This is a genomic window from Anaerorhabdus sp., from assembly GCF_036657415.1.
Classification (GTDB): Bacteria; Bacillota_I; Bacilli_A; order Erysipelotrichales; family Erysipelotrichaceae; genus Anaerorhabdus.
In genome coordinates, this window is the sequence record NZ_JAVXGL010000017.1 from 1 (window position 1) to 11,766 (window position 11,766).

Here is an 11,766-nt window from a genome sequence, read left to right on the forward strand (position 1 = left end):
ATTCCACAACAATTTTTCTTTAGTATCAAAGGGATGATAAAACAAAACAAAATGGAATTAGATTATAATCCATATGATGATACACCAGCAGATTTAGAAGTATTCATTTACTTAAAAGAAAGTGGTCCTGAATCTTTAGGACATGTTGATATAAGTTTTAAAAATAAAATTTATTCTTATGGTTGTCATGACCCTGAGAATAGAGAATTATTTGGAACACTAGGAGATGGTGTATTGATTGTATCGGATCGCAATTCCTTTTTAGAGAATGCTATTCAAAATGATGAAAAAACAATTATTGGATATAAAATAGAGCTTACAGAAAATCAAAAAGCGATTATTCAGAAGAAAATAGATAATCTATTAGCGCGTTGTGTTGAATGGTCATGCAAAGCGAAAATTGCTTACGATTCTGGTAATTCGATGGATAGTTGTGTTGATTATGCATCTCGTGTATTTAAGACATGTCGTGCAAAAATGTATAAATTTATTGAAGGAAAATATAAAACATATTTTGTATTTAGTACAAACTGTGTTCTTATTGCAGACTATTTGATTCGTACACAAGAATTAGATTTAATTAAAATAAGTGGTATTGTAACACCAGGAAGTTATATTAGTTTTTTGAATCAAGAGTTATTGCGTGAAAAAAGTTGTGTGATTGAAAGGACGGTATATCAAAAGGAAGCTATATGAAACGATTAAAATTACTATGGAAAATATTACGTTTTACAGGCACTGATAAAATTGTTAGTGGATTTTTTGTTTTTCTTTTATTAAGTACTTTTGTTGTGATGTTGGTTGAACCACAAATAAAAAATTATGGAGATGCGTTATGGTTTACCTTTTCTTCTTTTACAACAATTGGATATGGCGATATTGTAGTGACTACATTTGCAGGTAGAGTTATTACGATGGTTTTGGCTCTTTATGGAATTATTGTAGTTGCATTAATACCAGGTGTTTTGGTAAGTTATTTTACAGAAATTAAATCAATGAAAGAAAATGAAACAATTATACAGTTTTTAGATAAACTAGAAAATTTACCTAATTTATCAAAAGATGAATTGGCTAAAATTTCTGATAATGTAAAACAAAGAAGATATAAAATATAAAGACCGCATTGTATATGCGGTCTATTTAAATAATTTAATTGTACCATCATCATTTAGATGCTTTAATAATGACAATGTAATAGGCAATCCAAATAAGCCTAAGAATCCAAATAATTGTGTTCCCACAAACATTGCAAGCAATGTTACAATTGGATGTAAACCAAGTTGTGCTCCAACAATTTTAGGCTCTAGTATATTTCGTATTACTGTGATTGCTAGATAAACTACAAGCAATCCTATAGCTAAGGCAAAGTTGCCTTGGAAAGCGACAAGAATCATCCACGGAATCATAATACCACCTGTACCTAACACAGGAAGAATATCGAAGAAGGCAATGAGTAATGCTACAAGAATCGCATTTTCTACACGAATCAATGATAGGCCAATAGATAGTTCAATAAATGTAATAGTCATAATCAAAGCATAAGATCGTATACATACAAAGAGTGTACCCACAATATAATTTTTAATATGGATAATTAAATTAGAAGCTTTTTCAGATAATTGACGTTTACAGAAAGAAACAATTAAATCATAATCAATGGCAATAAAGAATGTTGAAATGATAGCCATTAAGATTTTGATAAATAACCCAGGTAAAGTACTTGCGTAATTTGATACAACGGAGATGGCTCCTACTGAAAGTGAAGAGAATAATTCACCAATTGATTGTACAAAATTATTGAATACGTCACTAATTGTCTTAATAAGACTTGGATCTAAAGTTTTAAATGAATTTTCAATCATATCGAAGAAATTTATTAAGAGTGGACTTAATTCAGTCTTATAGAAATTTGGTAAACTGGTAACTAAATTCGCTAAACTAGTACCGATTTTAATTGCGATAAATGCACATAATACACCAATTGTTGAGTAGAATAGAATTACCATAATAAGTGAAACAGCACGATAAGGTAATTTAATTTTCTTTGCCATCCATTTTGTAGGTTTTCTTAATAAGTAGGCAATAATAAATGCAACAAGGAATGGTGCTAATAAATTTAATCCATATTTAATAATCATGAAAACAAGGATAGTGATAATTGTGTAGTAGAATGCATTAATAATAAAATTCTTCTTTTTTTCTAGACTCATAAAAGCCCTCCATGAAATTTAGTTTGTAAGGGTATTGTATGGTAACTGATATTGAAAGTCAAATGTGATAAATAAAAATTGGCTTTCGCCAATTTATAAAATAAAGTTTAGATAATAGGGTAATTGTTTACGCCACCATGGCCAATCATGGTTTACATCAAATCCCCAATAGTCAATTTGTGCAGGAATATTTTTGATTTTAAATAGTTCTTCTATTTTTTTGGTATCGACAATCATATCATCTTCCCATTCACCCTGACCAACACAAAGAATAATCTTGCGACTTCGATATAAATCGAGGTAGTAATGATCTAGAGATATATTCTCAATACATTGAATAGGTGAGTTCATATATACAAGATCATCTGAGTATTCATGAAAGAAGTGTCTAGCGTGATAGATACCACTAAGAGCAATCACAGAATCAAATAAATCTGGTCTTCTGAGGAAGAAGTTTAGAGAATGAGCAGCTCCCATACTACAACCAGTTAAAAGAATTCCTTTAAATTCATTATTGTTTGCATCCATGCTCATATGACGCACACGAGGTACAAATTCATCACATACATATTGATACCAACGCTCATGCTGTTCAATTCTTTCCCGTGGTGATTTGTCAGTGCTAGACCAAGTTTCTAAGTCGATACTATCAACACAATAGAATTGAATTAGTCCTTGTTCAATTTGTTTACGGCAAGATTCAATCATCTGAAAATTTTCAAAATCAAAAAATCGACCATCTTGTGCAGGAAAAACGATACATGGTTTTCCACGATGACCATATACTTTATATTCCATATCTCTATTTAAGTTAAAACTGTATTCCTTAAAATATTCTATTTTCATTTTTTACCTCACTGTTTACACCAATTGATAAATTCTGTAGCTTTTTTTTCAGTCTCAAAACGTGCAGTAATCATTTGATTTCCCATTGCATCTGAAAGAATATCAGGCATTCTTTCACACATGCAAATTGCATCTTTGAATTTTGTAACTATTTGAGCATTTGTATATTTGTGTTTAATATTATCACGACGACCATAATAGACACAGATATAAGGACGATGAGTAGTATCAAACTGACCTTCGTTGTAACAAACCATATTTGCCCAAATTTGATAAACATCAATATTACTGGCAAAGTTCATCATATCGGGTGTATATCCACCAGGAGGGCGCATATTTACTTCGAGTCCGATTAAATCGCCTTTTTTGCCTAATCCCTCTTTATCATGTAAAAGTTTGAAATATTCACAATGGAAAAATCTACTCTTTACATTAAATTCTTTAATAACTCGTTGCCCAATTTCTTTTAAATCAGGTGGAATTTGTTTAAGAGAATAATACGTAATTTCTTTTTTCTCATTTACAATATCCATGATTGGAGTAGGAAAACGATGTGCTGTTTCATAAATAATATTTGAGTGATTATCACATATACCATCATAGGAAAATATCTCGCCGTCAACAAATTCTTCCATGATAAATTGTCTTGTAGGTAAATTTTCAAAAAAGCTCAATAATTCTCTATTGTTGGATAAACGATATGTTGTAGAAGCACCGACACCACTATTTGGTTTTACGATGACAGGATATTTTACTTCAGCAATAAACTTCTTTGCATTTTCAAGCGTAGTAACTAAAGAATAACGGGCGGTCTTAACATTAGCACGGGCATAGTAGGCTTTCATTTCAGATTTATATTTATAAGCATTTACTTCATGAACTTGAACACCAGTTTTAATATTGAAATCAGTTCTGAGTTTAGCATCTTGCACAAGCCAGTATTCATTGTTTGATTCTAACCAATCAATCTTTCCATATTTAAATGAGAAGTATGCAACAGCACGAAATACTTCATTATAATCTTCTAGTGAAGTAACTTGATAGTAGTCATCAAGTGCATTTTGGCAATTCTTCGTTAATGCAGTCACACTCTCTTCGCCAATTCCAAGAGTTCTAACACCATTATTTTTAAGTGCTGAACAAAATAGATAATATGTTTTTGGAAAGTTTGGTGAGATAAATATAAAATTCATACCTGTCACCCCTTATTATCACTTATTATAGTATTGTTAGCGACACAAGGCTACACTTTTAAGAGATTTCGATTATAATGTTTATAAATAGATGGAGAAATATATGACAAAATTGGAAGAAGCTAGAAAAAACATAAATGAAATTGATGCTGAAATCGCAAAATTATTTGAGAAGAGAATGATGGCTGTGGAAGAAGTAATTGCTTATAAGATAGAAAATAATCTTCCAATATTCGATGAGAGTCGTGAAAAAGAAGTACTTAAACGTAATGTGGAAAAGTTAAATAATGAAAAGCTTCGATTATATTATGAAGAATATCTTCAAATGATGATGGATATTTCAAAAAAATATCAAAAAGCAATTCTTAACGAAAAAAAGGAATGATAAATTCCTTTTTATTTTGAAAATTGCATATTGTAAAGTGTTGCATAAGTTTTGTTGAGTTGAAGGAGTTCTTCATGAGTACCTTGTTCAACAATACCTTCTTCAGATAGAACAAGAATTCTTTCAGCATTACGAATCGTAGATAAACGATGAGCGATAACAAATGTTGTACGATTTCTTGCTAAACTTTCTAATGAATCTTGTACAACTTTTTCACTTTCATTATCCAGTGCACTTGTTGCTTCATCAAAAATAAGGATAGGTGGATTCTTCAAGAATACACGGGCAATCGCAAGTCTTTGTTTTTGACCACCTGAAAGTTTTACACCACGTTGTCCAATATCAGTATCATAGCCATCAGGTAAATCTAAGATAAAATCATGTGCATTGGCATTTTTGGCGGCTTGTACGATTTCTTCGTCAGTCGCATCTGGTTTTCCATAACGAATGTTTTCTAAAATAGTTCCAGTGAATAAGTATACATCTTGTTGAACGATACCAACCTTTGAACGAAGTGATTTCATCTTCACATCACGGATATCATAGCCATCAATAAGGATACTTCCTTCACTCACTTCATAGAATCTAGGAATTAGTGAACACAGTGTAGTTTTACCAGCTCCACTAGAACCTACTAATGCGATATATTGCCCAGGCGTTACATCTAAATTAATATTTTTTAAAACATAATCTGATTTTTCGTTATATCTAAATCCAACATTATTGAATAGTACATGACCTTCTACATCATTTAAATCAATAGCATCTTTCTTATCTTGGATATCTGGTTCAATTTCAAGGATTTCCATAAAACGTTCAAAACCAGTTACACCTTCTTGAAATTGTTCCGTAAAGTTGATTAATTTTTTGACTGGATCTGTAAAATTACTAATATAAAGGATAAAAGTGATAAGATCTCCAATAACAATAATTCCATTTCCGATAAAGAGTGAACCTGCAACTACAACAATAACGGTTAAGAAAGTAATAAAGGCACCTAAGCCAGAATGAAATTGTGCCATTGCATAATAACTATTTCGTTTACTGTTTACATAATTATTGTTTTCAATATCAAATTTTTCAATTTCACTTGATTCATTTGCAAAAGATTTTACAACACGAATACCAGACAAGTTATCTTCAATACGGGCATTAATTTCACCAACACGCTTACGATTTTGGCGATAAGCTTTTTTCATTTTTACATTACAGTAATAAGCAAAGATAACCATCGGTGGAAGTGTAGCAAACACAATAAGTGTCAAATATGGGTTTATAGAAAATAAAATAATAAATGCTCCTATAAACTTAATTAGAGAAATTACAACATCTTCTGGACCGTGATGATACAATTCGGATAGTGAAAATAAATCGTTTGTTAACCGTGACATTAGAATACCGGTTTTTTGATCATCATAGAAACTAAATGACAATTTTTGATAATGTGAGAATAAATCATTACGCATATCATGTTCCATATACACACCCATAAGATGTCCTTTATACGTAATGAAGAAATTTGCGGCAAATTCAATACAAGCTAACCCAGCCATAATGGCACCAACAATGAAGATCTGATTAAATGGAATAGGTGTTTCCAATAAGATTGTATTTGTGATTTGTCTTGTAAGTAAAGGCAAGGCCAATGAAATACCCGCGACTACGAGGGCACAACCCATATCGGCAAAAAATAATTTTTTATATGGCTTATAGTATGAAAAGAATTTGCGTACTCTGTTATTCATAAATTTTCCCCCTAACATTTCTTATTAGTTTACGATATTTTAAGACAAATTCATAGATAAAAGCATTGCATTTAGGTAGAAAAGTGATAGAATATTATTGTATTAGTTAAATAATACAATAATATAACGGAGGAATGTATGAAAAAAGTATTGAAATGGATTGGAATAATTGTGGGAATACTTGTTCTTGCGATTGTAATAGCAAATGTATTTTTTAAACCAAGTTCAACTGTGCCGAATCAGCAAGATAATGCTGCGATGATGGGTCCAATGATGTATGGTACTACAGAGGTTAAAAATGAAGTAGTCGAGACAGAAAAAGGAATTGTTTATAATGGGAAAGTAATTCCAGTGGAAACATACTATTATACAAAAGATCCTACACTAACATTCAATGATGTCTATGTTAAAGAAGGCGATATTATTGAAGCTGGGGCAACTCTATTCGACTATAAAATTGATAATAGTATTGATGCTCAAATAGATGTTTTACAAAAGGATTTCTTAAATCTTCAACAACAATTAGACGATTACTATACGCGTGTTGAGAACTTTAAAACTGAATTGGCAGCAGCAGACCAAAGTGATACAGTGTATATCAACTATCTTAAAGTTGAGTTGAATAATGCGGAAAAGAAAATTAGTGAAATTAAAGTTAGTTGGACAGAAGCGGAAGCAAAAATTAATAAACTGAAAGAGACAAAGAAGGATAGTCATATTTATTCTGATATAAGTGGTCTTGTTTATAAAGTTAATGAAAATAATTCTGTGGCACCATCTAATTTAACAACAAGTGCATACATTGTATTATATTCAACTCAAAAAATGGTTCGAATTAGTGTATCTGAATTTGAATATAAATTAGTTCATGAAGGACAAGATGTCAATGTATCTGTCGAAAGTTTAGGAAAAGAATACACATGTAAAGTATTACGTGTTGATACAATGCCCAATAATTTAGAAACAGAAGATACTTCATATTACAACGTTGAAATCGCCATTCCTGAAGAAGTTCCATACGGATACAGTGCAGTAGTAACGGTGCCTCGTCAATGAGTGAAGTAGTTATTGAATGTCGCGATATACGTAAAACGTATAATCCTGGTGCAAATGAAACACATGCACTTGCGGGTGTTTCGTTTAAAATTCATAAAGGTGAGTTTGTATCGATCATTGGGGCAAGTGGTTCAGGAAAAAGTACACTTCTAAATACGCTAGGCTTGTTGGATAAACCGACAAGTGGTGAATATTTTTTAAATGGTGAAAACGTTGTAAATTACTCAGAAAAACAATTAACATTATTGCGATTAAAAAAGTTTGGATTTATTTTCCAATCATTTAATCTTATGAATAATATTACTTGCATTAAAAATGTTGAATTGCCAATGCTTTATGCAGGTGTATCAGCAGTTAAAAGAAAAAAAGCAGCATTAGAAAAAATGGATCGAATGCTAATTAAGGAACAAGCTAATAAAAAACCAATGACTCTTTCGGGAGGACAACGTCAGCGTGTCGCAATCGCGAGAGCATTAATTAATAATCCAGAAGTCATCTTCGCGGATGAACCAACCGGAGCACTTGATTCCAAGACTACTAAAAGTATTCTTGATTTATTAAAAGAATTAAACGAACAAGGGAATACAATCGTTGTTGTTACCCATGATATGAATGTTGCGAAAACCGCAAAAAGAATCATCACAATCAAAGATGGTTTAATTGAAAGTGATGTGGTAAATATATGATTTTAGAATATATCAAATTATCCGTACGTGAATTATTAAATAATAAACTGAGATCATTTTTATCACTTATTGGAATAGTAATCGGGGTAGCGGTTGTATTTATTATCTTCTCCATTTCAGATATTGCCAATGTTGCAATTACAAACCAAATTACGGGTAGTAATGGTTCTGTTAACATTAACTATGTTAAAGATAGAACTGATAAAATGGAAGTTTTAAACTCTTCAATGAACTCTAATTTTGGTGGATTGGGAGATAAGTCGTATCACTATGATCCCAATGATTTAGAACAATTAGTACTTGTGAATGGAGTAGATGATGCTATTGCAGTTTATTCAACTACCCAACAAGTGAAAATTAATCGTGAAAAATTAGGATTAGCGGTAAGAAGTGTTTCAGATAATTTCATGGACTTCTATGGTTTTAAAATGATAGCTGGTAATCCACTAGAAGCATATCCCGAAGATGAAAGAATCAATTTAGCTCTTATTAATGATCGGGTATTGGATTATAGTTTAAATATGACACCAGAAGAAGTCATTGGTCAAAAGATTCAAATAAAAAATCGATTGTATACAATTGTTGGAGTAACCGATACTCCAAATCAAAGTTTAGGCTCAATCGTAGCCATTTCAAAAGATGCGTATGACCTTATGTTTTCACGTTCGACAATTCAATATTTTTCTGTCAAAGTTAAATCTGGTCATGACTTAGATGCAACAGCACAACTTGCGGCAGATCGCCTAAATGAAATTCATAATTATACAGAAACTAAAAATGGGTATGCGCTTGAAGACTTATCTTTTATCATTAGTCAAATTACACAAGTTACAGGGATATTATCACTTGTAATGGGAATCATAGCCTCAATATCATTATTAGTCGCAGGTATTGGTGTTATGAATATTATGTTAGTCAGTGTTGTAGAACGTACACGAGAGATTGGTGTTAAGCGAGCAATTGGCGCAAGCAAAGGTGCTATTCAATTCCAATTTATTGTGGAATCTTGTTTATTGACGCTTATTGGAGGTATAATTGGAGTATTAATAGGTATTGGAGTCATTGAAATTGCTTTAATGGTGCTTAATATGAAACTGCCAATTAATATCTCTTATGTAATCTTTGCATTATTATTCTCAATTACATTAGGATTGTTATTTGGATATTTACCATCAAAACGTGCAGCGAACTTAAACATCATCGAGGCTATCCAATCCGAATAAAGGAGGCACTATGACATTTTTAGATGAATTACGTAAAGAAAATCTTCAAGCAATGAAAGACAAAGATCCAATTAGAAAAGGTGTATACTCTTTGTTAATTTCGGCAATTGGACTTGCAGAAAAAGAAAAAGGTGAAGCACTTTCTAAAGAGGAAGCATTAAAATTCATTCAAAAGGAAGTTAAACAATTAAAAGAAACAATTGAATTAACACCAAGTACAAGAATGGATTTACTTGAAGAAGCAAATAAAAAATTAAAGATATTAGAATCTTATCTACCTAAGCAATTATCACCAGAAGAATTAGTAACAGAAGTTGAAAAATTTATTAAAGAAAATAATCTTGAGGCAATCAAGAAAAACCAAGGACAAATTATGAAAGGTCTCATGGAAAAACTTCAAGGAGCTACGGATGGTAAAAGCTTGAATATTGCATTATCAAAAGTATTAAAGTAAACAAAAAAAGGTTTGTGAAAATTCACAAACCTTTTATTATCCCAACAATATAATTATAGCACTAAATAAAAATAAGTATAGACTATGAAAAGAATTGCAAGGGTGTATTATAAAGGTGTAAAGAGATACTGAAAGGAGGTACTCTAATTAATATGAAGAAGGTGTTGTTAGAATATTAATTCATGTTTCTAGATAAATGCAGATTTATTTAGAAACGGTGAAAATTAAATTTGTATTAATAATTAAAATAGAAAGAACAGTCTGCATGAGGGTAGACCAATGGATATTAAATCATAAAAGTAAATAATATAATGTTTCGGTTTATATCGAAAGAAATTTAGATATAGTTCTAAAGTAAATAAAAATTTTATAGAAGGCAATGTGATGCTTACATTGCCTTTTATATTGATTTATGATTAGTTATTTCCATGCAACACAAGTCATGCTAAGTGATCCATTTAGTATAACGTCATTGCTTAAGGAAGGGACATTATTATCACTTGCTCCTAAACATACAAGCATAGGAAGATAATGTTCTTGAGAATTAACGCTCATAAGTGCGTTATATCCATCCATGTCATAATGAATTAAGTTTTTATAATCACAATTAAGTAAGGCATTGTTAACGTATTCCTTAAACTGTTTTGCCCATGGATATTCTGAGTAATATTCATTCCAATTCAATTCTCTAAGGTTATGAATAATATTACCACTACCAATAATCAAAACATCTTCATCACGTAAAATGCGAAGTGCTTTTCCAAGATTGTAATGGTCTTCTAGTGAGGCATTTCGACTAAGAGAGATTTGAATAACTGGAATATTAGCGAGTGGTGCCATGTGGGTTAAAATAGACCAGACACCATGATCATAACCACGGCTATTATTTAATTTTAACTCTGGAACTAGCTCACAGCATCTTTTGATAATTGATTCATCGGTATGAGCAGGATAATTAATTGTATATAACTCATTAGGAAAACCAAACATATCATAAATCATAGCGGGATGAGGATTGGTGGTAATTTCATAAGTAGTTTCCATCCAATGGGCACTAATGATAAGGATAGCTTTTGGTTTACAATCTTTCATCAATTTCTCCCATTGATGAGTGAATTCATTATTTTCAATCGCATTCATGGGACTACCATGACCAATAAAATAAACAGGCATTTTCATAATTTAAGACTCCTTTACTACATTATAGTAACTTTCATAAAAATGAAGTAGTAAAGTGTTTGCAACATGATAAATACAAATTCGCTATCGTAATCGTGAAAGTGGGTTTCCTTTCCAGTATGCAATGATAAGAAAGAAAATATTAATAATAAGCAGAATACTGGAGAAAAGAGATGTGAAGATAATACTCTTTTCAACTCTATCGAATGTTTCAGGGAGGGTTGTTTTATAAACCACGGTGAAATTAGCATCGTCAAATTTTTTGATATTTGCATATTTTTCTATTTGTTTATCTGATGAAAGGAAACCATTAATCTGTGCAAAATCAATTTCTTTTCCTTCAACGTATTCCTCTAGAATATTGTCACTTTGTTCCTGATGAAAAGTATATATTTTCAAAAAATTACTTTTGAAGGATGTATAGTCAGTTTCCGTCATTTGAAGAATACGGTTTGGTTTTTCAATGGTATATACTTGATAACAGATATTGCCAATAAACAAGAATAAAAGTAAAGAAATAAAAGCAAAGTGAAATTTATTCGATTTTTTTAATAGAAAATTTTTAATTAGATTAGAAAATTGGAAAACCAAAAAGGATAAAAATAAGAGAATTGGAAGTAAACGTAAGTACTCAGTAAAGGTTATGAAAAATTGTGCATTGAATGTAACTCCATTCATACCCATATCCATCCCATTGGCTAAAGGTTGCAGATTCATTGCCTGATTTAGTAACTTTATCATATCTTCGGGAGTAAGAATAAGCATGAAGCCGATGCATGGAAAAATAAA

General features: G+C 31.1%; 12 protein-coding genes and 1 pseudogene. 7 read left to right on the forward strand and 6 right to left on the reverse strand.

The annotated features are described in order from the left end of the window. Together RSB60_RS03945 and RSB60_RS03950 are read left to right on the forward strand one after the other, a co-directional pair. A pseudogene (locus RSB60_RS03945) lies at positions 1–696 on the forward strand (hypothetical protein); the annotation flags it as partial. Next, the gene (locus RSB60_RS03950; RefSeq protein ID WP_323380511.1) at positions 693–1,115 is read left to right on the forward strand and encodes a potassium channel family protein; all 423 of its coding nucleotides are present in this window, start codon (positions 693–695) and stop codon (positions 1,113–1,115) included. The pseudogene RSB60_RS03945 and the gene RSB60_RS03950, both read left to right, overlap by 4 nt. 21 nt (positions 1,116–1,136) lie before the next feature. Here the strand turns inward: RSB60_RS03950 and ytvI are convergent, their stop codons facing one another. The 3 genes from ytvI to RSB60_RS03965 all read right to left on the reverse strand — a co-directional run bounded on the left by ytvI (position 1,137) and on the right by RSB60_RS03965 (position 4,249). After that, the gene (ytvI, locus tag RSB60_RS03955; RefSeq protein WP_323380510.1) at positions 1,137–2,210 is read right to left on the reverse strand and encodes a sporulation integral membrane protein YtvI; all 1,074 of its coding nucleotides are present in this window, start codon (positions 2,208–2,210) and stop codon (positions 1,137–1,139) included. A gap of 93 nt (positions 2,211–2,303) precedes the next feature. Further along, complete coding sequence (locus RSB60_RS03960; protein ID WP_323380509.1) at positions 2,304–3,056, reverse strand: esterase family protein; 753 nt, start codon at positions 3,054–3,056, stop codon at positions 2,304–2,306. 8 nt (positions 3,057–3,064) lie between these two features. Then, positions 3,065–4,249: an ATP-grasp domain-containing protein gene (locus RSB60_RS03965; RefSeq protein WP_332614684.1), complete on the reverse strand. Its 1,185-nt coding sequence runs from the start codon at positions 4,247–4,249 to the stop codon at positions 3,065–3,067. A gap of 103 nt (positions 4,250–4,352) precedes the next feature. Between RSB60_RS03965 and RSB60_RS03970 the strand changes: the two genes are divergently transcribed. Next, entirely contained in the window at positions 4,353–4,634 is a 282-nt protein-coding gene (locus tag RSB60_RS03970) for a chorismate mutase (RefSeq protein ID WP_323380507.1), read from the forward strand. Positions 4,635–4,645: 11 nt separating this feature from the next. Here the strand turns inward: RSB60_RS03970 and RSB60_RS03975 are convergent, their stop codons facing one another. Further along, entirely contained in the window at positions 4,646–6,379 is a 1,734-nt protein-coding gene (locus tag RSB60_RS03975) for an ABC transporter ATP-binding protein (protein ID WP_332475264.1), read from the reverse strand. Between the two features lie 138 nt (positions 6,380–6,517). Between RSB60_RS03975 and RSB60_RS03980 the strand changes: the two genes are divergently transcribed. From RSB60_RS03980 to RSB60_RS03995, 4 genes are read left to right on the forward strand one after another with little or no spacing between them, the layout of a single operon-like run. After that, a complete protein-coding gene (locus tag RSB60_RS03980; protein WP_332614686.1) occupies positions 6,518–7,435 on the forward strand; it encodes an efflux RND transporter periplasmic adaptor subunit in 918 nt (305 codons plus the stop codon). Further along, positions 7,432–8,121, forward strand: a complete 690-nt coding sequence (locus tag RSB60_RS03985; RefSeq protein WP_323380504.1) for an ABC transporter ATP-binding protein — start codon at positions 7,432–7,434, stop codon at positions 8,119–8,121. Before RSB60_RS03980 ends, RSB60_RS03985 begins: the two co-directional genes overlap by 4 nt. Then, positions 8,118–9,344, forward strand: coding sequence for an ABC transporter permease (locus RSB60_RS03990; RefSeq protein WP_323380503.1), 1,227 nt, complete (start codon positions 8,118–8,120; stop codon positions 9,342–9,344). Before RSB60_RS03985 ends, RSB60_RS03990 begins: the two co-directional genes overlap by 4 nt. A gap of 10 nt (positions 9,345–9,354) precedes the next feature. Next, complete coding sequence (locus RSB60_RS03995) at positions 9,355–9,798, forward strand: GatB/YqeY domain-containing protein (protein WP_332614689.1); 444 nt, start codon at positions 9,355–9,357, stop codon at positions 9,796–9,798. Positions 9,799–10,218: 420 nt separating this feature from the next. Here RSB60_RS03995 and RSB60_RS04000 read toward each other — a convergent pair whose 3' ends face one another. Together RSB60_RS04000 and RSB60_RS04005 are read right to left on the reverse strand one after the other, a co-directional pair. Beyond that, complete coding sequence (locus tag RSB60_RS04000; protein ID WP_332614691.1) at positions 10,219–10,977, reverse strand: DODA-type extradiol aromatic ring-opening family dioxygenase; 759 nt, start codon at positions 10,975–10,977, stop codon at positions 10,219–10,221. An 84-nt stretch (positions 10,978–11,061) separates the two neighbouring features. After that, the coding region (locus tag RSB60_RS04005; protein ID WP_332614692.1) for a hypothetical protein at positions 11,062–11,766 on the reverse strand (705 nt) is incomplete at its 5' end.

Excerpts from the sequence above, each read along its gene's own strand:
- RSB60_RS03950 (WP_323380511.1), top strand. The coding sequence starts at position 693 with ATGAAACGATTAAAATTACTATGGAAAATATTACGTTTTACAGGCACT.
- ytvI (WP_323380510.1), bottom strand. The coding sequence starts at position 2,210 with ATGAGTCTAGAAAAAAAGAAGAATTTTATTATTAATGCATTCTACTAC.
- RSB60_RS03960 (WP_323380509.1), bottom strand. The coding sequence starts at position 3,056 with ATGAAAATAGAATATTTTAAGGAATACAGTTTTAACTTAAATAGAGAT.
- RSB60_RS03965 (WP_332614684.1), bottom strand. The coding sequence starts at position 4,249 with ATGAATTTTATATTTATCTCACCAAACTTTCCAAAAACATATTATCTA.
- RSB60_RS03970 (WP_323380507.1), top strand. The coding sequence starts at position 4,353 with ATGACAAAATTGGAAGAAGCTAGAAAAAACATAAATGAAATTGATGCT.
- RSB60_RS03975 (WP_332475264.1), bottom strand. The coding sequence starts at position 6,379 with ATGAATAACAGAGTACGCAAATTCTTTTCATACTATAAGCCATATAAA.
- RSB60_RS03980 (WP_332614686.1), top strand. The coding sequence starts at position 6,518 with ATGAAAAAAGTATTGAAATGGATTGGAATAATTGTGGGAATACTTGTT.
- RSB60_RS03985 (WP_323380504.1), top strand. The coding sequence starts at position 7,432 with ATGAGTGAAGTAGTTATTGAATGTCGCGATATACGTAAAACGTATAAT.
- RSB60_RS03990 (WP_323380503.1), top strand. The coding sequence starts at position 8,118 with ATGATTTTAGAATATATCAAATTATCCGTACGTGAATTATTAAATAAT.
- RSB60_RS03995 (WP_332614689.1), top strand. The coding sequence starts at position 9,355 with ATGACATTTTTAGATGAATTACGTAAAGAAAATCTTCAAGCAATGAAA.
- RSB60_RS04000 (WP_332614691.1), bottom strand. The coding sequence starts at position 10,977 with ATGAAAATGCCTGTTTATTTTATTGGTCATGGTAGTCCCATGAATGCG.